This window comes from Pseudomonas sp. F2 (assembly GCF_057174385.1).
This window is the reverse complement of record NZ_CM169904.1, coordinates 2,881,169-2,901,574: the sequence shown is the minus strand read 5'-3', so window position 1 is coordinate 2,901,574 and position 20,406 is coordinate 2,881,169. Positions and strand designations below refer to the sequence as shown.

At 59.1% G+C, this 20,406-nt stretch carries 18 protein-coding genes, 5 tRNA genes and 1 riboswitch; of the genes, 18 read left to right on the top strand and 5 right to left on the bottom strand.

Translation table 11 applies throughout. From position 1 onward, the window contains the following. Nucleotides 1-31: 31 nt before the first annotated feature. The 3 genes from astB to astE are packed head-to-tail and all read left to right on the top strand — an operon-like array spanning nt 32 to nt 2,746. Complete coding sequence (astB, locus tag AC193Q_RS12950; protein ID WP_121186745.1) at nt 32-1,378, top strand: N-succinylarginine dihydrolase; 1,347 nt, start codon at nt 32-34, stop codon at nt 1,376-1,378. Between the two features lie 57 nt (nt 1,379-1,435). After that, a complete protein-coding gene (locus AC193Q_RS12945) occupies nt 1,436-1,723 on the top strand; it encodes a hypothetical protein (protein ID WP_041066534.1) in 288 nt (95 codons plus the stop codon). A gap of 12 nt (nt 1,724-1,735) precedes the next feature. Further along, nucleotides 1,736-2,746, top strand: a complete 1,011-nt coding sequence (astE, locus tag AC193Q_RS12940) for a succinylglutamate desuccinylase (protein ID WP_047295839.1) — start codon at nt 1,736-1,738, stop codon at nt 2,744-2,746. A gap of 155 nt (nt 2,747-2,901) precedes the next feature. Here astE and AC193Q_RS12935 read toward each other — a convergent pair whose 3' ends face one another. After that, the gene (locus AC193Q_RS12935) at nt 2,902-3,411 is read right to left on the bottom strand and encodes a 6,7-dimethyl-8-ribityllumazine synthase (protein WP_047295837.1); all 510 of its coding nucleotides are present in this window, start codon (nt 3,409-3,411) and stop codon (nt 2,902-2,904) included. A 101-nt stretch (nt 3,412-3,512) separates the two neighbouring features. Next, a riboswitch (FMN riboswitch) is annotated at nt 3,513-3,684 on the bottom strand. A 188-nt stretch (nt 3,685-3,872) separates the two neighbouring features. Between AC193Q_RS12935 and ltaE the strand changes: the two genes are divergently transcribed. The 8 genes from ltaE to AC193Q_RS12895 all read left to right on the top strand — a co-directional run bounded on the left by ltaE (nt 3,873) and on the right by AC193Q_RS12895 (nt 9,986). After that, on the top strand, nt 3,873-4,877 hold the full coding sequence (ltaE, locus tag AC193Q_RS12930) for a low-specificity L-threonine aldolase (protein WP_476285882.1): 1,005 nt from the start codon (nt 3,873-3,875) through the stop codon (nt 4,875-4,877). Between the two features lie 146 nt (nt 4,878-5,023). Continuing rightward, the gene (gene alaS / locus AC193Q_RS12925; RefSeq protein ID WP_483879592.1) at nt 5,024-7,642 is read left to right on the top strand and encodes an alanine--tRNA ligase; all 2,619 of its coding nucleotides are present in this window, start codon (nt 5,024-5,026) and stop codon (nt 7,640-7,642) included. A gap of 90 nt (nt 7,643-7,732) precedes the next feature. Next, the gene (locus tag AC193Q_RS12920) at nt 7,733-8,974 is read left to right on the top strand and encodes an aspartate kinase (RefSeq protein WP_025112914.1); all 1,242 of its coding nucleotides are present in this window, start codon (nt 7,733-7,735) and stop codon (nt 8,972-8,974) included. Between the two features lie 189 nt (nt 8,975-9,163). Then, nucleotides 9,164-9,352: a carbon storage regulator CsrA gene (gene csrA, locus AC193Q_RS12915; RefSeq protein WP_002554426.1), complete on the top strand. Its 189-nt coding sequence runs from the start codon at nt 9,164-9,166 to the stop codon at nt 9,350-9,352. Between the two features lie 62 nt (nt 9,353-9,414). Beyond that, nucleotides 9,415-9,505: transfer RNA gene (locus AC193Q_RS12910), tRNA-Ser, on the top strand. 107 nt (nt 9,506-9,612) lie between these two features. Further along, a tRNA-Arg gene (locus AC193Q_RS12905) sits at nt 9,613-9,689 on the top strand. A gap of 71 nt (nt 9,690-9,760) precedes the next feature. Continuing rightward, nucleotides 9,761-9,837, top strand: a tRNA-Arg gene (locus tag AC193Q_RS12900). Nucleotides 9,838-9,909: 72 nt separating this feature from the next. Beyond that, a tRNA-Arg gene (locus tag AC193Q_RS12895) sits at nt 9,910-9,986 on the top strand. A gap of 18 nt (nt 9,987-10,004) precedes the next feature. Here AC193Q_RS12895 and AC193Q_RS12890 read toward each other — a convergent pair. Next, nucleotides 10,005-10,523: a cell envelope protein SmpA gene (locus AC193Q_RS12890; protein ID WP_239777913.1), complete on the bottom strand. Its 519-nt coding sequence runs from the start codon at nt 10,521-10,523 to the stop codon at nt 10,005-10,007. 321 nt (nt 10,524-10,844) lie between these two features. Here AC193Q_RS12890 and mgtE point away from each other — a divergent pair, with 321 nt between their 5' ends. Then, on the top strand, nt 10,845-12,287 hold the full coding sequence (mgtE, locus tag AC193Q_RS12885; protein ID WP_007963078.1) for a magnesium transporter: 1,443 nt from the start codon (nt 10,845-10,847) through the stop codon (nt 12,285-12,287). A 241-nt stretch (nt 12,288-12,528) separates the two neighbouring features. Here mgtE and AC193Q_RS12880 read toward each other — a convergent pair whose 3' ends face one another. Next, the gene (locus AC193Q_RS12880; protein WP_003178899.1) at nt 12,529-12,855 is read right to left on the bottom strand and encodes an Arc family DNA-binding protein; all 327 of its coding nucleotides are present in this window, start codon (nt 12,853-12,855) and stop codon (nt 12,529-12,531) included. Nucleotides 12,856-13,243: 388 nt separating this feature from the next. Between AC193Q_RS12880 and phnN the strand changes: the two genes are divergently transcribed. Further along, nucleotides 13,244-13,813, top strand: coding sequence for a phosphonate metabolism protein/1,5-bisphosphokinase (PRPP-forming) PhnN (gene phnN / locus AC193Q_RS12875; protein ID WP_095668541.1), 570 nt, complete (start codon nt 13,244-13,246; stop codon nt 13,811-13,813). On the opposite strand, the gene AC193Q_RS12870 is transcribed toward phnN, so the two are convergent. Then, nucleotides 13,788-13,967, bottom strand: a complete 180-nt coding sequence (locus tag AC193Q_RS12870) for a PA3371 family protein (protein ID WP_095668542.1) — start codon at nt 13,965-13,967, stop codon at nt 13,788-13,790. The two genes, phnN and AC193Q_RS12870, sit on opposite strands and share 26 nt — an antisense overlap. Nucleotides 13,968-13,987: 20 nt before the next feature. Further along, nucleotides 13,988-14,218 carry a hypothetical protein gene (locus AC193Q_RS12865; protein WP_483879591.1) on the bottom strand — a complete coding sequence of 77 codons (231 nt, stop codon included), beginning with the start codon at nt 14,216-14,218 and terminating at the stop codon, nt 13,988-13,990. Nucleotides 14,219-14,512: 294 nt separating this feature from the next. Between AC193Q_RS12865 and AC193Q_RS12860 the strand changes: the two genes are divergently transcribed. From AC193Q_RS12860 to AC193Q_RS12840, 5 genes are all read left to right on the top strand, one after another. Beyond that, a tRNA-Arg gene (locus AC193Q_RS12860) sits at nt 14,513-14,589 on the top strand. Between the two features lie 311 nt (nt 14,590-14,900). After that, a complete protein-coding gene (locus AC193Q_RS12855; protein WP_047295822.1) occupies nt 14,901-16,505 on the top strand; it encodes a tetratricopeptide repeat-containing response regulator in 1,605 nt (534 codons plus the stop codon). Further along, on the top strand, nt 16,502-17,194 hold the full coding sequence (locus AC193Q_RS12850) for a sensor histidine kinase (protein WP_483879590.1): 693 nt from the start codon (nt 16,502-16,504) through the stop codon (nt 17,192-17,194). Before AC193Q_RS12855 ends, AC193Q_RS12850 begins: the two co-directional genes overlap by 4 nt. Nucleotides 17,195-17,495: 301 nt before the next feature. After that, on the top strand, nt 17,496-18,737 hold the full coding sequence (locus AC193Q_RS12845) for a glutamine synthetase family protein (protein WP_236170324.1): 1,242 nt from the start codon (nt 17,496-17,498) through the stop codon (nt 18,735-18,737). A gap of 69 nt (nt 18,738-18,806) precedes the next feature. Continuing rightward, a complete protein-coding gene (locus tag AC193Q_RS12840; RefSeq protein ID WP_041074292.1) occupies nt 18,807-20,177 on the top strand; it encodes an MFS transporter in 1,371 nt (456 codons plus the stop codon). Nucleotides 20,178-20,406: the final 229 nt, after the last annotated feature.

Below are 20,406 nucleotides of genomic sequence, written 5' to 3'. Positions count from 1 at the left end.
TATAACAACAGATTCTCGTGGAGCCTCGCTGATGAAATCCTATGAAGTCAATTTTGACGGTCTAGTGGGGCCGACCCATAACTACGGCGGTCTGTCCTACGGCAACGTCGCGTCCCAGAGCAACAGCCAGCAGTCCTCGAACCCGAAGGAAGCGGCGCTGCAAGGCCTGGCGAAAATGAAAGCGCTGATGGAAATGGGCTTTCAGCAAGGCGTGCTGGCGCCGCAGGAGCGTCCGGACGTGGCCGCATTGCGCCGCCTGGGTTTCAGCGGCACCGACGCGCAAGTGATCGAGCGCGCCGCAAAAGAAGCCATGCCGTTGCTGGTTGCCAGTTGCTCGGCGTCGAGCATGTGGGTGGCGAATGCCGCCACCGTCAGCCCGAGTGCCGACACCGCTGACGGTCGCGTGCACTTCACCGCCGCCAACCTCAACTGCAAATACCACCGCAGTATCGAACACCCGACCACCAGCCGCGTGCTGGGTGCGATGTTCGCCGATCAACAGCACTTCGCCCACCACGCCGCGTTGCCGGCGGTGGCGCAATTCGGTGACGAAGGCGCGGCCAACCACACGCGCTTCTGCCGTGAATACGGCGAGGCCGGTGTCGAGTTTTTCGTGTTCGGGCGCAGTGCGTTCGACACCCGTTACCCGGCGCCGCAAAAGTACCCGGCGCGCCAGACGCTGGAAGCGTCGCAAGCGGTGGCGCGTCTGCACGGTCTGCGTGACGAGGGCGTGGTCTACGCGCAGCAAAACCCGGCGGTGATCGACCAGGGCGTATTCCACAATGACGTGATCGCGGTGGGTAACGGCGAGGTGTTGTTCTATCACGAGGACGCGTTCCTCGACACCGAGCAAATGCTGGGCGAGTTGCAGGGCAAACTGGCCAAGGTCGGTGGCCAGTTCCAGTCGGTCTGCGTGCCGCGTTCGGCGGTCACCGTGGATGATGCGGTGCGTTCCTATCTGTTCAACAGCCAGTTGCTGTCGCGTCCTGATGGCTCGATGCTGCTGATCGTGCCGGAAGAGTGCCGTGGCAACGAGCGCGTGTGGAACTACTTGCAGGGGCTGACCAGCTCCGGCGGCCTGATCCGCGAAGTCAAAGTCTTCGACCTCAAGCAAAGCATGCAGAACGGCGGCGGCCCGGCGTGCCTGCGACTGCGCGTCGCGCTCAACGAAACCGAGCTGGCGGCCGTCAACCCAGGGGTTATCATGACCGCACCGTTGTACGGTTCGTTGACCGCATGGGTTGAAAAGCACTACCGCGACCGCCTGAGCGAAACCGATCTGGCGGACCCGCAATTGCTGCTTGAATGCCGGACGGCACTGGATGAACTGACGCAAATCCTTAAACTGGGCTCGGTTTATCCATTCCAGATCAATTGATGGCCGGCGCGTCGCCTGAACGCGACGCGCGGCTTGTCTCCCCAAGAGAGTAAAAACATGAGCGATTCCCTGCAGCTGATCCTTGAAGACACCGACGGCACGCAACTGCAAACCTCGTGCACCCGCGTCGCGGTCATGTGGCAAGGCAAAGAGCTGTGGATCCAGCAGGACGGCCGTGGCCAGCTGCTGATCGGTGTGGACGTCGAGGAAGGTGACGAAGAGTACGCCAACCTGCTGCTGCGCCCACTGGCAACTAATCTGGTCAGTCTGCAACTGGAGATGGAACCGGCCGACGTCGGCGACGAAGACCACGTGCACGGCCCGGATTGCAACCACGATCACTAAGGAAACCGCTCTATGCTCGCCCTCGGCAAACTGCTTGAACTGACCCTCGCCGGCCGTGAACCGGCGGAGAAGACTCAACTGACTGTCGAAGGCGTGCGCATGCGCTGGTTGAGCGAGGGTGCTCTGGAAGTCCGGCCACCCGAAGCACGCGACAATGGCCTGGACCTGCTGCTGTCGGCAGGCATCCACGGCAACGAAACAGCGCCGATCGAATTGCTCGACCGGCTGCTGCATGACATCGCACGCGGCGATCTGAAGCCGCGTGCACGCATTCTGTTCCTGTTCGGCAATCCGGAAGCGATTCGCAAGGGCGAGCGCTTCGTCGAGCAGGACGTCAACCGGCTGTTCAACGGCCGGCATGAACAAACCAGCGGTTCCGAAGCCATCCGCGCCTGCGAGCTGGAACGCCTGGCGGCGAGTTTCTTCAGCCTGCCGGACCGTCAGCGTCTGCACTACGACCTGCACACCGCGATTCGTGGTTCGAAGATCGAGCAGTTCGCCCTGTACCCGTGGAAAGAAGGTCGCCAGCATTCGCGCCGCGAACTGGCGCGTCTGCGTGCTGCCGGGATGGACGCGGTGCTGTTGCAGAACAAGCCGTCGATCGTGTTCAGTTCCTACACCTACGACAAGCTCGGCGCCGAGGCTTTCACCCTGGAACTGGGCAAGGCGCGGCCATTCGGGCAGAACCAAGGGGTGGATGTTTCACGCCTGGAAACCCGTCTGAAGCAGATCATCGAAGGCAATGAGCCGGATCTGGCTGCAGAGGGACTGGAGGGTTTGCAGCTGTTCAGCGTCGCCCGGGAAATCATCAAGCACAGCGATGCGTTCCGCCTGAACCTGCCGGCGGACATCGAGAACTTTTCTGAATTGGATGTGGGTTATGTGCTGGCCGAAGATCTGGCCAATACCCGCTGGATCATCGAGGAAGAGGGCGCACGCATCATCTTCCCAAATCCCAAGGTCAAGAACGGCTTGCGAGCCGGCATTCTGATCGTGCCGGCCACCGACGAAAATCTCGCCTGACCCAATTTCCGGTCTGATATATAACCCTGTGGGAGCGAGCTTGCTCGCGAATGCAATCTGGCATTCAACATTTGAGTTGGCTGTCAGTCCGCTTTCGCGAGCAAGCTCGCTCCCACAGGGGAATGAGTGAGATCAAAAGCCTCACTCATGGTCTATCAGACGGCGACCGCACGCGGCTCACTGCGACGCAGCGCGCGAACCTTCTGCAGTGTATCCGCGCAAGTCCGCGCCGCTTCCTGACCCTTGTGCACGAAGTGCTCGAAGAAGAATTTCTGATGCTCTTCACCGGCATGGAAGTGATGTGGGGTCAGCGATACCGAGAACACCGGCACTTCGGTCTCCAGCTGCACCTGCATCAGGCCGCTGACCACTGACTGGGCGACAAACTCGTGACGATAGATGCCGCCGTCCACGACCAGAGCAGCCGCGACGATGCCGGCATAACGGCCGGTCTTGGCCAGCAACTTGGCGTGCAGCGGCATTTCAAAGGCGCCGCCGACTTCGAAGAAATCGATGTCCGATTCCTGATAACCCTGAGCGAGCATTTCGGCGACGAAGCCCTTACGGCTCTGGTCGACGATTTCCTTGTGCCAGCAGGCCTGGATGAACGCAACGCGTTCGCCGTGGGGGTGTTTGCTTTTGCTGTCGATAGCGGTGGGTTGCATGTTCTGACTCCTGTTTGTGTGAAAAACAGGGCGTTATGAATCGAAAGGGATTCAAGGGTACGCACGAGCACACAAGCGCGCGGATGGCCCTTTGGCGTCAATCCCGTTCTCTCTTCATCCGGACTATGACCGTCGGCCCCGGAATCACACCGGGTCTGCTGACCTTGCCGTCGTGCACCGCCAATGCCGTGTCCGTCGTCAAGCGCTCGCGGGCTATGCGCGTTGCGCGCAATTACCGCCGGTGGGGAATTACACCCCGCCCTGAGAACGTTTTTGCCGCCCGTTCTCGGGCGGCGCAGCGTTTTTATCACATATTTTCCGGCCTTGCACAGAACCTGTGGGAGTGTGTTCTCAAGAAGTAATCTGACCTTTTCTCATTCAAGGGTTGATAAATCGGCGCCATGACCGCAGTAATTCACCTTCGAAAAGGGATTTCCCCTGCTGACTCTGAGGCCAGGTTCATGAGCATTATCGATCTTCGCAGCGACACCGTTACCCAACCGACTCCTGCCATGCTCGACGCGATGACAGCGGCGGCCACCGGTGACGATGTCTACGGCGAAGATCCGACGGTCAATCGTCTGGAGGCGGAACTGGCGAAGCGCCTGGGGTTCGCCGCTGCGCTGTTCGTACCGACCGGCACCATGAGCAACCTGCTGGGCCTGATGGCGCACTGCGAACGTGGCGACGAATACATCGTCGGCCAGCAGGCGCACACCTATAAATACGAGGGCGGTGGCGCGGCGGTGCTCGGCTCGATCCAGCCGCAGCCGCTGGAGGTGCAGGCCGACGGTTCGCTGGATCTGGAGCAGGTCGCGGCAGCGATCAAGCCAGATGACTTCCATTTCGCCCGGACCCGTTTGCTGGCGCTGGAAAACACCATGCAAGGCAAAGTGCTGCCGCTGGAGTATCTGGTCCGCGCGCGCCAATTTACCCAGAAGCATGGTCTGGCCCTGCACCTGGACGGCGCGCGGTTGTACAACGCGGCGGTCAAGCTCGGTGTGGATGCCCGCGAGATTACGCAACATTTCGATTCGGTGTCGGTGTGCCTGTCCAAAGGCCTTGGCGCGCCGGTGGGTTCGGTGCTGTGCGGTTCAGCCGAGTTGATCGGCAAGGCCCGCCGCCTGCGCAAAATGGTCGGCGGCGGCATGCGTCAGGCCGGTTTGCTCGCGGCGGCGGGGCTGTACGCGCTGGATCACCACGTCGAGCGTCTGGCGGATGACCATGCCAACGCGCACTATCTGGCCGAAGGCCTGCGCGAGGCCGGGTTCAGCGTCGAGCCGGTGCAGACCAACATGGTCTACGTGCCAATGGGCGACCGTGCCGAAGCGCTCAAGGCGTTTGCCGCCGAACGCGGGATCAAGTTGAGTGCCGCCGCGCGCTTGCGCATGGTCACGCACATGGACGTCAATCGCTCGCAAATCGAGCAAGTGATCGCGACATTCGTCGAGTTTTCGCGCAAGTGACAGCGTTAGCCGTCCAATTGACCGTTACTATCGTATAAACACGCTGTACCCCGCGCGAAGGGCCGATATAATGCGGCCCTTTGCCGTCGTTTCGTCTGTTGACGTTTCGTACAGGCCTTTGGCCGCAGCCTCCGTGGAAGAACCTAATGAAAAGCGCAGAAATCCGTGAAGCCTTCCTTCGCTTCTTCGAAGAGCAAGGCCACACCCGTGTAGCCTCCAGCTCTTTGATTCCGGGCAACGACCCAACCCTGCTGTTCACCAACGCGGGGATGAACCAGTTCAAGGACTGCTTCCTGGGCCAGGAAAAGCGCGCGTACACCCGCGCAACCAGCAGCCAGAAGTGCGTGCGTGCCGGTGGCAAGAACAGCGACCTGGAAAACGTCGGTTATACCGCTCGTCACCACACCTTTTTCGAAATGCTCGGTAACTTCAGCTTCGGTGACTATTTCAAGCACGACGCGATTACCTTCGCCTGGACCTTCCTGACCGGCGTTCTGAAACTGCCGAAGGAAAAACTCTGGGTCACCGTCTACGCCTCCGACGACGAAGCGTATGACATCTGGACCAAAGAAATCGGTGTGCCGGTCGAGCGCATGATCCGCATCGGCGACAACAAAGGCGCACCTTACGCCTCCGACAACTTCTGGACCATGGGCGATACCGGCCCGTGCGGCCCCTGCACCGAGATTTTCTACGATCACGGCGACCACATCTGGGGCGGCCCACCGGGTTCGCCGGAAGAAGACGGCGACCGTTACATCGAGATCTGGAACAACGTGTTCATGCAGTTCAACCGCACCGCCGATGGCGTGTTGCATCCGTTGCCAGCGCCGTCGGTCGACACCGGCATGGGCCTGGAGCGGATCAGTGCGGTGATGCAGCACGTCAATTCCAACTACGACATCGACCTGTTCAAGAACCTGCTTAAAGCCTCGGCTGAAGCCATCGGTTGCGAAAACGGCGATCAGTCGTCGCTCAAAGTGGTGTCCGACCACATCCGTTCGTGCGGTTTCCTGATCGCCGACGGCGTGCTGCCGTCCAACGAAGGTCGCGGTTACGTGCTGCGCCGGATCATCCGTCGCGCCTGCCGTCACGGCAACAAGCTGGGCGCCACTGGCAGCTTCTTCTACAAGATCGTCGCGGCGCTGGTTGCCGAGATGGGCGACGCTTTCCCGGAACTGCAGAAGCAGCAGAGCAACATCGAGCGCGTACTCAAGGCTGAAGAAGAGCAGTTCTCCAAGACCCTGGAGCACGGCCTGAAGATCCTCGAACAGGATCTGCTGGAACTCAAAGGCACCGTGGTGCCGGGCGACGTGGTGTTCAAACTCTACGACACCTACGGTTTCCCGATGGACCTGACCGCCGACATCGCTCGCGAGCGTGGCTTGACCGTCGATGAAGTCGGCTTCGAGCGTGAAATGGAAGCCCAGCGCGTGCGCGCGCGTTCGGCCAGCTCGTTCGGTCTGGATTACAACACCCTGGTCAAGGTGGATGTGGCCACCGAATTCACCGGCTACACCGACACCAGCGGCTCGGCAAAAATCGTCGCTATCTATAAAGATGGCCAGTCGGTCGACGTCTTGAGTGAAGGCGAAGAGGCGGTGATCGTGCTGAACCAGACGCCGTTCTACGCTGAATCCGGCGGCCAGATCGGCGACTGCGGTTTCCTGCAGGCCGGTAACGCGCGTTTCGACGTCCGTGACACCACCAAGACCGGCGGCGCATTCCTGCACCACGGCGTGCTGGATTCCGGCAGCCTGACCATCGGCGCGCCAGTGGAAACCCACGTCGATGCCGAAGTGCGTCACGCGACCTCGCTGAACCACTCCGCGACTCACTTGCTGCACGCTGCGCTGCGTCAGGTGTTGGGCGAGCACGTTCAGCAAAAGGGTTCGTTGGTGGATAGCCAGCGTCTGCGCTTCGACTTCAGCCACTTTGAAGCGATCAAGCCTGAGCAGATCAAGGCGTTGGAAGACATCGTCAACGCCGAGATCCGCAAGAACTCCGCGGTTGAAACCGAAGAAACCGACATCGAAACCGCCAAGCAGAAAGGCGCGATGGCGCTGTTCGGCGAGAAGTACGGCGACAACGTGCGCGTGCTGAGCATGGGCGGCGATTTCTCCGTCGAGCTGTGTGGCGGTATCCACGCCAACCGTACCGGCGACATCGGCCTGCTGAAAATCATCAGCGAAGGCGGTGTGGCATCGGGTGTGCGTCGTATCGAGGCAGTCACCGGTGCTGCGGCGCTGGCCTACTTGAACGCTGCTGAAGAACAACTCAAGGAAGCGGCCAACCTGGTCAAGGGCAGCCGCGACAATCTGATCGACAAGCTGTCGGCTGTGCTGGAGCGCAACCGCGCGCTGGAAAAGCAACTCGAGCAGTTGCAGGCCAAGGCTGCCAGCGCCGCCGGCGACGATCTGTCGAACTCGGCAGTCGACGTCAAAGGCGTGAAGGTGCTGGCTGCACGTCTGGATGGTCAGGACGGCAAGGCGCTGCTGGCGCTGGTTGATCAGCTGAAAAACAAACTCGGTCGCGCAGTGATCCTGCTCGGCAGTGTCCATGAGGAAAAGGTCGTACTGGTTGCAGGTGTAACCAAGGACCTGACTGGCCAACTCAAAGCCGGTGATTTGATGAAGCAAGCTGCTGCGGCAGTGGGCGGGAAGGGCGGTGGTCGTCCGGACATGGCGCAGGGCGGCGGTGTCGACGCCGGCGCACTGGATGGCGCTCTGGCGCTGACCGTTCCATTCGTCGAGCAGGGTTTATAAGACGGCCCGCCGGGCCCGCAGTCTAGTGGCGGGTCCGGCGGCTGTTCGAGTGATTATTGGGCGCCCTTCATGGGCAGAGGCGGCTTTGAAATGGCTTTGATCGTACAGAAATTTGGAGGCACCTCGGTCGGCACTGTCGAGAGAATCGAGCAGGTCGCCGACAAGGTTAAGAAATTCCGCGATGCCGGCGATGACCTGGTGGTTGTGCTGTCTGCAATGAGCGGCGAAACCAACCGTCTGATCGATCTGGCCAAGCAAATCAGTGGCGACGTGCAACCGGTTCCACGTGAGCTGGACGTGATCGTTTCCACCGGTGAGCAGGTGACGATTGCCCTGTTGGCCATGGCGCTGATCAAGCGCGGTGTGCCGGCGGTGTCGTACACCGGTAATCAGGTGCGGATCCTGACGGACAGTGCGCACAATAAAGCGCGTATCTTGCAGATTGATGACCAGAAGATTCGCGGTGATCTGAAAGCAGGTCGCGTGGTGGTTGTCGCCGGTTTCCAGGGCGTCGACGAGCACGGCAACATCACCACCCTCGGTCGTGGCGGTTCCGACACCACGGGCGTGGCACTGGCGGCTGCATTGAAGGCTGACGAGTGCCAGATCTACACCGACGTCGATGGTGTCTACACCACTGACCCGCGCGTTGTGCCAGTCGCTCAGCGTCTGGACAAGATCACCTTCGAAGAGATGCTGGAAATGGCCAGCCTCGGTTCCAAGGTGCTGCAGATCCGTGCGGTGGAGTTCGCCGGCAAGTACAACGTTCCGCTGCGCGTACTGCACAGCTTCAAGGAGGGTCCGGGCACCCTCATTACTATTGATGAAGAGGAAACCATGGAACAGCCGATCATTTCCGGCATCGCTTTCAACCGCGATGAAGCCAAGCTGACCATCCGTGGCGTGCCAGACACCCCGGGCGTGGCGTTCAAGATTCTCGGCCCGATCAGTGCCGCGAACATCGAAGTCGACATGATCGTGCAGAACGTCGCGCACGATAACACCACCGACTTCACCTTCACTGTGCACCGCAACGACTACCAGGCCGCACAGACCGTGCTGGAAAACACCGCTCGCGAGATCGGTGCCCGTGAAGTCGTAGGCGATACCAAGATTGCCAAGGTCTCGATCGTCGGCGTCGGCATGCGTTCCCACGCAGGCGTGGCCAGCCGCATGTTCGAATCCCTGGCCAAGGAAAGCATCAACATCCAGATGATCTCGACGTCGGAAATCAAGGTTTCCGTGGTGATCGAAGAGAAGTACCTGGAACTGGCTGTGCGCGCCCTGCACACAGCTTTCGAACTGGACGCTCCGGCCCGTCAGGGCGAGTAATCCGGTCACTTGAAGGGCGCGGTCTGACCGCGCCCTTTATTTTTTGAATGGCGCGAGCCCCCTGAACTGTTCTTTTGCTCGCGCTGGTCAATACTCAGGCATGTAGGGCTACGATCGCTCCGGTTGTAGGTCGGGTGCCTTTTTTTTGCAGACTGTTGTCCCTGAAATGAAATGCGTGAGGAGAAAGGTATGCTGATTCTGACTCGTCGGTGCGCAGAAAGCCTGATTATCGGTGATGGCGAAATCACCGTGACCGTGCTCGGCGTCAAAGGAAATCAAGTGCGCATCGGCGTCAACGCCCCGAAAGAGGTTGCCGTGCACCGTGAGGAAATTTACCTGCGTATAAAGAAAGAGAAGGACGAAGAACCAAGCCATTAATTTTTATCGATTTTTATGTTTGCAAACGGGGAAGAAGGTGGTTAATATACGCCCCGTGTTGCGGAGAGCTGGCCGAGTGGCCGAAGGCGCTCCCCTGCTAAGGGAGTACACCTCAAAAGGGTGTCGGGGGTTCGAATCCCCCGTTCTCCGCCATTATTTGCTTAGTACGTTGTAATCTGGCTTTTTCTGTAAGTTGTTGAATTTATTAGAAAAAGTGGTTGGAATAGAGATTAGACGGGCTATAATGCGGCGCAACAAATGCACTCGTAGCTCAGCTGGATAGAGTACTCGGCTACGAACCGAGCGGTCACAGGTTCGAATCCTGTCGAGTGCACCATTTAAGAGTTGTTTATAGCGATATAAAGAACTCGGCTTCAGCCAGTTGTGGTCTGGTCAAAAAACACAAATGCACTCGTAGCTCAGCTGGATAGAGTACTCGGCTACGAACCGAGCGGTCACAGGTTCGAATCCTGTCGAGTGCACCATTTAAGAGTTAGTTGCAGTGATGCAGGTAACTTGGCTTCAGCCAGTTGTGGTCTGGTTTAAAAACACAAAATGCACTCGTAGCTCAGCTGGATAGAGTACTCGGCTACGAACCGAGCGGTCACAGGTTCGAATCCTGTCGAGTGCACCATATTCAAGAAGCCCGCGTTTAACGCGGGCTTTTTGTTGTCTGCGATTTGGTTTTTCCTTTCACGCATCCCCTCTCATCAAAATCGACTTGAGCACTACGGCCGCGTTTCAGGTCATAGCGATAGCTCGTTGTCGACGTTCGAATATTCACCTTGTCCGGTTTGCCGAGGGCGCTCTCGACATCCCGCTGGCTCATTCCGGCGATAACGCGACGATTGATGATCGCTTCGCGGCGCTGTCTGGCATCGATCAGGTTGCCGCATTTGTCCTCCAGGCGGCCAACGATGCCCGGTTCACGTCCCTTGATTGTCATACCGGATATTTCTTCGTGATTGTGTTCCGGCATGATCGGCACGACGGAGCCGGGCATGTAAGGGTGAACCTGCTGAACGGAGAGCTGCTCATCGTTGGCACAACTCAGGCTGGTGAAGGTGATGCTGCCGTCGGGCGCTTCGCATCGGTGAAGGGTGGTGGCGGCCCCGGCGGGCGGCAGGCAGAGCAGGCTGGCGACTACAAAACGGGATGTTCTGGATAGCATTCGACGTCCTCCATGACGGTCTACGCTCAAGGGTAGTCGCTACATTTTTCAATGCCGGTGTGTTTTCTTTTCAAGATGAGTCGTCGCATCTGCACGGGTCAGGACAGCACTCAGCTTTGTTGCGCAAGCGCTTGTTTCGACCGCGATTTTTTAACGTTTAAAACCGTCAGGCGGTGTATCATTGCGCCCGTCAGCCCCGCCGGGGCTTATGGAAAACCTCCATGGACTTACCCAGTAGTTACTCAGTAGCCCGTTTCACCAATCATGAATTGACTGATTGATCCTTCCGGCGTGCCCCGCTGCTGGGAGTGGAGTTCGCCTATGTCCGAAATCGAAGTAAAGAAAACACAGGAAAGCCTGCAGGATCGCCTGGCTCAGGTGGTTGAGCTGCTGCAGCGCCAAAAGGTCGTCGAAGACCTGACTCACCGCCAGGAAGGCGCGCATCACGACCGGGTCGAGAACCTGGTTCACCGGCAGAACCTCGTCGAACTGCAACGCAAACTCGATGATCTGCACTCCGCCGACGTTGCCTACATCCTTGAAGCCCTGCCGCTGGACGACCGTCTGACGCTCTGGCAACTGGTCAAGGCTGATCGCGACGGCGACATTCTTCTCGAAGTATCCGATTCTGTTCGTGAAACGCTGATCGCCGACATGGACGATCACGAGCTCCTGGCTGCGGCCAAGGACATGGACGCCGACGAACTTGCTGACTTGGCCTCCGAGCTGCCGCGAGACGTCGTCCATGAGCTGATGGAAACGCTCGACCAGCAGCAACGCGAGCGCGTGCGTTCGGCTCTGTCCTATGACGAGGAGCAGGTCGGTGCGTTGATGGACTTCGAGATGGTGACCATCCGTGAGGACGTCAGCCTCGAAGTGGTTCTGCGTTACCTGCGTCGTCTCAAGGAGCTGCCGGGCCACACCGACAAATTGTTCGTGGTGGATTACGACGGCGTGCTCAAGGGCGTACTGCCGATCAAACGTCTGCTGGTCAACGATCCCGAGAAACAGGTTGCTGAAGTCATGGCCAGCGATCCGGTGAGTTTTCACCCGGACGAAGACGCCTATGACGCTGCTCAGGCATTCGAGCGTTACGACTTGATCTCGGCCCCGGTGGTCGACAAGAACGGCAAGCTGATCGGCCGTCTGACCATCGACGAAATGGTCGACCTGATTCGTGAGGAGAGCGAAAGCGAAGTCCTCAACATGGCGGGTCTGCGCGAAGAGGAAGACATCTTCGCCTCCGTCTGGAAATCCCTGCGCAACCGTTGGGCGTGGCTGGCGATCAACCTGATCACTGCCTTTGTTGCGTCGCGGGTGATCGGTCTGTTCGAAGGCTCGATCGAGAAGCTGGTGGCGCTGGCGGCGCTGATGCCGATCGTGGCGGGTATCGGCGGTAACTCCGGTAACCAGACGATTACCATGATCGTGCGTGCCATGGCGCTGGATCAGGTCAGCACCGGCAACACCTCACGGCTGATGCGCAAAGAGCTGGCGGTCGCGTTGATCAATGGTCTGGTCTGGGGCGGGGTAATCGGCGTGGTCGCCTACCTGCTTTACGGCAGTTGGTCGCTGGGCGTGGTGATGACGGCAGCGATGACCCTCAACCTGCTGCTCGCGGCGTTGATGGGGGTGTTGATCCCAATGACACTGGCCAAGATGGGCCGCGACCCGGCGATGGGCGCCAGCGTGATGATCACGGCCATGACCGACAGTGGTGGCTTCTTCATCTTCCTGGGGTTGGCGACGATCTTTCTGCTCTGATTCGCCATCATGCAAAAGCCCGCCGAAATGGCGGGCTTTTTTGTGCCTGTATAGTTGTCTGTGCTTGTGTATTGATCTGTGGCGAGGGGATTTATCCCCGATGGACTGCGCAGCAGGCCCTCTTCCGGGGACGCTGCGCAACTCATCGGAGATAAGTCCCCTCGCAACAAGGTTTACTCGGGGGCAGATTTCAGGCAAAAAAAAGCCAGCACTTAAGCTGGCTTGAGATCTTCGATGTCACTCAGGACGCGTCTGCGGCCATCTCGGCGTCGTGAGCAATCAGCGACACCAGAGCGTTCTGTTGACGGTGCGACAGCTGACGGAAGCGTTGCAGCAGCTCACGCTCGTGCAGCGACAGCTCCGGACTGTCCAGGCGCATGCTCAGTTCTTCGCCCAGTGCGCCTTCCTGAATAAGACTCTGCTCAAGACGCGCAATGATTTCGGAGTTCATGCTGCGATGATGATTGCGAGCCACCTCGGCAATGCGTTCACGCATTCCGTCTGGCAGACGTACGACAAACTTGTCAGCCGTACGGCTGGAATAAATTGCCTGTTTCAATGGGCGCATATATTTAACCGGTTAGTTCAGGGGAGCGGTTCTCGGGATTGGCCGCAGGATGTGTGATAGGACAAGCATCCGCGCCAAATGGTTCAACCTGAATTGTTAAGAGGCCCGCATCATGCCTCAAAATTGCCAGATCATTGGCGTCAATTCTGTGACAAATATTGAGCTGGGTAAAGGCGTAATGCCAGCACCAATTATCAGAAATGCGGACTGGTTTGAAAACTTTGCCTTGGCCCGCATCACTGGCCGCTTCCTGTTGCACATCTATTGATGCCCTAAGACGTCAGAACGTGCATGCTGTGCGGCTTTCAATCCTTGTTCCCTACTTGTACAGGATAGTGGCAATTTGCCGATTTACTAGGGCAAACCCCCATTGGAGGGCGTTTTCAGGATGGATGGCAGGCTTATTTATCTGATGGGACCCTCCGGTTCAGGCAAGGACAGCCTGATCGAGGCCGCGCGTGAGCCATTGCGCCGGTTGAACTGCGAAATCATCCGCAGGGTGATTACCCGATCAGCGGAATCGGTGGGTGAAGATGCCATCGGCGTAACACCCGAAGAATTCGAACGACGTCAGCAGTCCGGGGATTTCTCGCTATCCTGGCACGCCAACGGGCTGGCTTACGGCATCCCGGCAGAAATGGATGAACGGTTACGTGCAGGGCGATTCGTGCTGGTAAATGGCTCACGGGCCAATTTGCGTCAGGCGCATGAGCGCTATCCGACTTTGCTGCCGGTGCTGCTGACGGTCAAGGATGAGGTTTTGCGTGAACGCCTGCTCAAGCGTGGCCGGGAAACACCTGAGCAGATTGATGCGAGGCTGGCGCGCAATGCGCTGTTCAAGGACAGAAGGGCAACTGACTTTCCCGTGCATCTGATCGACAACTCGGGCGACCTGGCAACCGCCGTCAAGCAACTGCTGGACTTGATCCGGCTTAACGCAGCACCGGATCAAACTTGATCTTGCGCCCGGCCGCCAAGGCCAGCACAAACAACACCGCAAACACGCCGCAGCCAATCAGCGGCAGAGTGACTTCGGTTTCCTCGAACAGCGAAAAATGCACAACGCCACTCAATAAGGCGAGGATCAGAAATCCTGCGGCTGATTTGGACATGCTGTACTCCTGAAGATATTTCAAAAAACCAGACGTTCGGTGTCGCGCGTCGGCAGTGCTTGCTCAGGCTGATTGACTGCCTGCGCCGCGAAGTCGCCCTGATCGCTCAGCACCGCCAACTGCGGTGCTCTCTGCACCTGCAAGTAATGCGGTATACGCTGAGCCACCGGTTCAGCACGCTCTGGAACAAAATGAAAGCCAACCAAAACCGCCAGTGCGATTGCGTTTGCAAGCAAGAGAGTGCTGTTCATGGGGCTGACTCCATTTGTTCTGTTATAGGAACAGACAAAGCACCCGGCGTGCCAACAGTCTAACCGCTGTGAAGTCCTTTAAAAACAAGCATTTGGAAGGGTTTTTCCCAAGTGTCGGGTTGCAATCTGCAATGATGGCTTTTTGCGGTAGTGCAAATTGCACGGTAAATGTTCCCGCAGCATTGCAAGCCGCCTGCCTACACTTAAAAAACCCATGGACGACATGACAAACCAAGGGCTGGCCGTTAACATGCTCGCCGTCCGTCGCGCCGTGTCCGGCCGCGACAACTCAGTGTCTCAGTAGCTCAATTGGATAGAGCATCCCCCTCCTAAGGGGAAGGTTGGCAGTTCGAACCTGCCCTGGGACACCATCCATTCCGGACGCTGAATGCGTCTACTAAAAAGCCTCGAACAGAATTATCTTTCGGGGCTTTTTTCATGCGCTGATGGTCAGGCTGATTCGAGCGGTGGCGCGGTCCGTCATCAGACATTCTCATCAGCAGATTCTTCCACAAGGAATCTTGAACCCCTCCACTTCAGAGAACCCCACCCCTTGCCGATAACTCATTCGGCGACCTCAGACTCGCACGAAATCGCTTGATAGCATTTGGCCTCCAGCTATCATCTGCGCGCTTGTGAAAACGCCCCCGGTTCACCTACTTCAATTGCCTGGAAATCCTCGATGCTGTCGTATCACCAAAAGAGTTTTCTGATCGTCGATGATTTCTCGGATTTCCGCAGTTCCGTACGCTCAATGCTGCGCGAGCTGGGGGTCAAGGATGTGGACACCGCTGATACCGGCGAGCAGGCGCTGAAGATGTGTGCGCAGAAGTCCTACGATTTCATCCTGCAGGATTTCCACCTCGGTGACGGCAAGAAGAATGGTCAGCAGGTGCTGGAAGACCTGATGTCGGAAAAGCTCATCAGCCATGAAGCGGTGTTTGTCATGGTCACGGCCGAGACCAGTCAGGCCATGGTGCTCAGTGCCCTGGAGCACGAGCCGGATGCGTACCTGACCAAGCCGTTCAACCGCTCCGGCCTCGCTCAGCGCCTGGAGCGTCTGGAGCAGCGCAAGACGTTGCTCAAACCGATTCTGCAAGCCCTTGATCGCGGTAAACCGGTCGAGGTGCTCAACGCCTGCATTGCGCTGTGCAAGCAGGACATCCGTTATTCGCCGCTGTGCCTGCGTTATCGCGCCGATGCGCTGCGCGACATGAACCAGAACGAAGCGCTCGAACGCCTCTATGACAGCATCATCGCTGACCGGCCGTTGCCGTGGGCGTTTGCTGGGCTGGGCAAGTTGCTGTTCAAGCGTGGGCAAGTGGCGCAGGCCAAGGATGTTTACGAAAAGGCGCTGAAAGTGTTCCCGATGATGCCGGCGTTGTACGACGGCATGGCCGATGTGCTGGTCGCCGAGGGCGATACCAAAGGCGCGCAGCGGGTGCTGGAGGAGGCGATTCGTTTGTCGCCGCTGGCGGTGCGCCGGCAAGCGTTGCTCGGCAAACTGGCGATGGCCAACGAGGATTTCGACACCGCGTCCCGGGCGTATCGCCAGGCAGTGGCGCAGGGGGCGCAGTCGCGGTTCAAGGATCCGGAAAGCAACCTTGGCCTGGCTCATGCGTTGATCAGCAAGGGCAGTGAGCGCGGCCTCGACACGCGCACGCGGCTGGAGATCAACACCACGCTCAGCGCGGTCGCCAAAGAGAACCCGTCTGACCCGGGCCTGCAGATTCGTGCGCGGCTGATGAAGGCCACCAGTCTGTTGCTCAACGATGCCGAGACCGCTGACAAGCTCACCGAACAAGCGCTGATGCGCCTCGACGGCATGGAGCAGTTCATGAGCCCTGAAGCGGCGCTGCTGGTCGCCAAGCAATTGCAGATGCTTGGTCAGGCCGAGGCGGGCACTTCGATGCTCAAGAGCTGTGCGGAGATCTACGGTGACGATCCGGCGGTGATGAAAGACATCGCCAAGCTCACCGACGACCCGACTATCCTCAGTTCGAGCAACGCCGCTGCCGACCTCAACCGGCAGGGGGTGCGCGTTTACAAGACCGGCAATCTGGTGGAAGCCCGCGAGGTGTTCCGCAAGGCGCTGAAGATGCAACCGAAGAACATCAGTATCGCGCTGAACATGGCCCAGTCGCTGCTGCATGGCACCGACACCAGTGTGCCGTCGGCGGAGCTGGAAGAATGTCGGGCCTGCCTGAAAATGGTCGGCCTGATGCCCGACACCGACGCGCGCTATGCGCGTTATCAGAAGCTGAAAAGCAAGGCGTTTGGCGAATGAACCAATTTGATCCGGCTCTGGACTTCTCCACGGTGATCGCCTCCACCGTTCACGACATGAAGAACTCGCTGGCGATGCTGACGCAGGCCCATAGCCAGTGGCTGGCGCGTTTGCCCGAGGGGCAGCGTGGAGGGGCGGAGCAGGGCGTGATCGACTTCGAGTTTGCCCACCTCAACGGCATGCTGGTGCAGTTGCTTGGGCTGTACAAGCTCGGCGTCAACCAGTTGCCGCTGCAGCCGGCGTATCACGAGCTGGATGATTTCATCGAGGCGCAACTGGCATCGCACCAAGAGGTGTTCGCCAGTCGCGGGATCATTGCTACCTATGAAGTCGATCCGCTGAGCCCGCTGGGTTTCTTCGATCGTGAGTTGGTTGCGTCGGTGCTGGGCAACTGCATCAACAACGCCATTCGTTATGCCCGCGAGTCGCTGCTGATTACCGTCAGCGACGAAGCCGGGCAACTGGTGTTGAGCATCAACGATGACGGCGACGGTTACCCGGTCGAGATGCTCGAGCGTCAGGCGGATTACGTGCAGGGCATCAATCACGGCAGCGGCAGCACGGGTCTGGGTCTGTATTTCGCCAACCGCATTGCTGCGTTGCATCAGCGCAACGGCGTGGTCGGGCACACCGAAATTCGCAATGGCGGGCCATTGGGTGGCGGGGTCTTCAGCCTCTACCTGCCCTGAAGGCATGCCCCGTGTAGGAGCTGCCGCAGGCTGCGATCTTTTGACTTTTTTAAGATTAAAAGATCGCAGCCTGCGGCAGCTCCTGCACGGAAATTCAGTGGTGGCCTTTTTTGTTTGACGCTGCTTGATATTCCGAACAGCCGGAGCCTATTTTGTACGGGTCGCCGCTTGCGGCTCGCACAATAACAAGGATTGCGTCATGACAACCGATGGCCAGCGTTCACTCGCGCAGCGACTGACCGGCATTGATGAGATTGAATGTGTCACGCCGGATTTGAACGGCGTGCCGCGCGGCAAGGTGATGACCGCCGAGGGTTTCCTCGAAGGGCGGCGTTTGCAGATGGCGCGGGGTGTGCTGCTGCAATGCATCATGGGCGGTTATCCGCCGGCGCGGTTTTACGGCAGCGATGACGGTGACCTGGCGCTGGTCGCCGAGCCGAGCATGATCCATCCCCTGCCATGGAGCGACGAACCGCGCGCCCTGGCCATCTGCGATGCCGACGAATTGAGCGGCGAAAGCTCCAACCTGTCGACCCGTGGCCAACTGAAGAAAGTGATCGCCCGTTACGCCGCACATGGCTTGGCGCCGGTGGTGGCGACCGAGCTGGAATTCTTCGTCTTCGCGCCGAACACCGATCCGGCCCAGCCGTTCCGTCCGCCGGTAGGTCTTGATGGACGCCGCGAGGATGGTCAATCGGCGTTCAGCGTCAGTTCCAATAACGGTTTGCGGCCATTCTTCAACGAAGTCTATAAATGCATGGCCGCCCTCGGTCTGCCGCGCGATACCTTCATGCATGAAATGGGCGTCAGCCAGTTCGAAATCAATCTGCTGCACGGTGATCCGCTGTTGCTGGCCGACCAGACCTTCCTGTTCAAGCACCTGCTCAAGGAAGTCGCGCTCAAGCATGGTCTGAGCGTGGTGTGCATGGCCAAGCCGCTGGCGCACACACCGGGCAGTTCGATGCACATTCACCAGAGCGTCGTCGAGATCGCCACCGGCAACAACGTGTTCAGCGACGAGAATGGCCAGCCGACGGCGATGTTCCGCCACTTCATCGGCGGACAGCAGGCGGGCATGGCCGATTTCACTGCGCTGTTTGCGCCGAACGTGAACTCCTATCAGCGTCTGTGCCATCCCTATGCGTCGCCGAACAATGCCTGCTGGTCCCATGATAACCGTGCGGCAGGGCTGCGCATTCCGGCCAGTTCGCCAGTGGCTCGACGCGTGGAAAACCGTTTGCCTGGCGCCGATGCCAACCCGTATCTGGCGATTGCCGCGAGTCTGGCCGCCGGCTTGCATGGGATCGAGCATGAGCTGGAGCCGAGCGCGGCGATTCAGGGCGAATTCGAAGTGCCGGACAATCTTTCGCTGCCGTGTACCTTGCATGCCGCGCTCGAGCGTCTGAAACGTAGCCAATTGGCCAGGGAACTGTTCGGACAGGAGTTCATCGAAGGCTACATCGCTTCGAAGACCATGGAGTTGACCAGCTTCTTTGATGAAATCACTCCCTGGGAACGGCGTGTTCTAGCAGCCCAGGCCTGACGAACCGTCGCCATCGGGCTATCGTTTGGATAGCCCGATACTTACTGCAAGGAGCCGCTCGGAACGCCGATGCGCCAAATCTGGAAATCCTTTCGAGCGCTGTATTTCGCCTCGCTGATGATGTTGATCGGCTCGGGCCTTCTTTCTACTTACCTGGCATTGCGCCTGGCCGCTGACCATGTCGATGGACTGTGGGTGGGTGCGCTGATGGCGGCCAACTATTTCGGCCTGGTGCTGGGCGGCAAGATCGGTCACCGCTTGATCGCCCGCGTCGGACACATTCGGGCGTATTCGGCGTGTGCCGGGATCGTCGGCGCGGCGGTGCTCGGACATGGCCTGGTCGACTGGTTGCCGGCATGGCTGGTGCTGCGGACCATCGTCGGTCTGGGCATGATGTGCCAATACATGGTGATCGAGAGCTGGCTTAACGAGCAGGCCGACGCCAACCAGCGCGGGCTGGTGTTCAGCGGTTATATGATCGCTTCGTATCTGGGACTGGTGCTGGGTCAGCTGATTCTGGTCATGCACCCGGGCCTCGGCCTGGAACTGCTGATGCTGGTCGCGCTGTGTTTTGCCTTGTGTCTGGTGCCGGTGGCGCTGACTCGACGGATCCACCCGGCGCCGCTGCATCCGGCACCGATGGAGCCGCGCTTCTTTATCAAGCGCGTGCCGCAGTCGTTGAGCACGGTGCTGGGCGCTGGCCTGATCATCGGCTCGTTCTACGGTCTGGCGCCGTTGTATGCGTCGCAGCAGGGGCTGTCGACCGAGCAGGTCGGTCTGTTCATGGGTAGCTGCATTTTTGCCGGACTGCTGGTGCAGTGGCCGTTGGGCTGGTTGTCCGACCGTTATGACCGAGCGCTGCTGATTCGTTGTTTTGCCGGATTCCTCGCGGTGGCGGCGTTGCCGTTGGCGATCTTGCCGCAGGTGCCGCTTGAGGTGCTGTTCGTGGTCGGCTTCCTTTGTTCGCTGGTGCAGTTCTGCCTGTATCCGCTGGCGGTGGCGTTCTCCAACGACCATGTCGAGGGCGATCGCCGGGTGTCGCTGACGGCGATGCTGCTGGTGACCTACGGGGTCGGTGCGAGTATCGGTCCGCTGCTGGCGGGCGTGCTGATGAAGCTGTTCGGCAGCCAGAGCCTTTACGCGTTTTTCAGCTTCTTTGCGTTGGTGCTGGTGTGGCGCATCCGCCCGAAAGCGGTGACCAATCTGCATCAGGTCGACGACGCACCGCTGCATCACGTGGCGATGCCTGACAGCATGTCCAGCTCGCCGCTGGTGGCCGCGCTCGATCCGCGAGTGGATGAGCAGGTGGTGCAGGAGCAGATGCAGACCACGGTTACGCCGGAGCCGGAGCCCGAAGTGCAGCCTGAAGCAGTGGCCGAACCTGATCCGGCTGATGAGGGCGATAAACCGACACCGGACATCAGTGGGGCCAGACCCTGAATCGGGTGATGGCAACAATGTTCAAAGAGTGACGCTTTATTGTGGTGAGGGGATTTATCCCCGATGGGCTGCGAAGCGGCCCTAAAGCCATTCAGTGCGGAGTGGCAGTGGAATCGAGGCGTCCGGTCTGGGGCTGCTGCGCAACCCATCGGGGATAAATCCCCTCGCCACAGTTATCTCCAGCCCAGGACGGGACAGTAGAAATAAAAAAGGGCAGTCCCGCCAGGGA

Bases quoted from the DNA above. Each gene is read 5' to 3' on its own strand.
- astB (WP_121186745.1), top strand. From the start codon at position 32: ATGAAATCCTATGAAGTCAATTTTGACGGTCTAGTGGGGCCGACCCAT.
- AC193Q_RS12945 (WP_041066534.1), top strand. From the start codon at position 1,436: ATGAGCGATTCCCTGCAGCTGATCCTTGAAGACACCGACGGCACGCAA.
- astE (WP_047295839.1), top strand. From the start codon at position 1,736: ATGCTCGCCCTCGGCAAACTGCTTGAACTGACCCTCGCCGGCCGTGAA.
- AC193Q_RS12935 (WP_047295837.1), bottom strand. From the start codon at position 3,411: ATGCAACCCACCGCTATCGACAGCAAAAGCAAACACCCCCACGGCGAA.
- ltaE (WP_476285882.1), top strand. From the start codon at position 3,873: ATGAGCATTATCGATCTTCGCAGCGACACCGTTACCCAACCGACTCCT.
- alaS (WP_483879592.1), top strand. From the start codon at position 5,024: ATGAAAAGCGCAGAAATCCGTGAAGCCTTCCTTCGCTTCTTCGAAGAG.
- AC193Q_RS12920 (WP_025112914.1), top strand. From the start codon at position 7,733: ATGGCTTTGATCGTACAGAAATTTGGAGGCACCTCGGTCGGCACTGTC.
- csrA (WP_002554426.1), top strand. From the start codon at position 9,164: ATGCTGATTCTGACTCGTCGGTGCGCAGAAAGCCTGATTATCGGTGAT.
- AC193Q_RS12890 (WP_239777913.1), bottom strand. From the start codon at position 10,523: ATGCTATCCAGAACATCCCGTTTTGTAGTCGCCAGCCTGCTCTGCCTG.
- mgtE (WP_007963078.1), top strand. From the start codon at position 10,845: ATGTCCGAAATCGAAGTAAAGAAAACACAGGAAAGCCTGCAGGATCGC.
- AC193Q_RS12880 (WP_003178899.1), bottom strand. From the start codon at position 12,855: ATGCGCCCATTGAAACAGGCAATTTATTCCAGCCGTACGGCTGACAAG.
- phnN (WP_095668541.1), top strand. From the start codon at position 13,244: ATGGATGGCAGGCTTATTTATCTGATGGGACCCTCCGGTTCAGGCAAG.
- AC193Q_RS12870 (WP_095668542.1), bottom strand. From the start codon at position 13,967: ATGTCCAAATCAGCCGCAGGATTTCTGATCCTCGCCTTATTGAGTGGC.
- AC193Q_RS12865 (WP_483879591.1), bottom strand. From the start codon at position 14,218: ATGAACAGCACTCTCTTGCTTGCAAACGCAATCGCACTGGCGGTTTTG.
- AC193Q_RS12855 (WP_047295822.1), top strand. From the start codon at position 14,901: ATGCTGTCGTATCACCAAAAGAGTTTTCTGATCGTCGATGATTTCTCG.
- AC193Q_RS12850 (WP_483879590.1), top strand. From the start codon at position 16,502: ATGAACCAATTTGATCCGGCTCTGGACTTCTCCACGGTGATCGCCTCC.
- AC193Q_RS12845 (WP_236170324.1), top strand. From the start codon at position 17,496: ATGACCGCCGAGGGTTTCCTCGAAGGGCGGCGTTTGCAGATGGCGCGG.
- AC193Q_RS12840 (WP_041074292.1), top strand. From the start codon at position 18,807: ATGCGCCAAATCTGGAAATCCTTTCGAGCGCTGTATTTCGCCTCGCTG.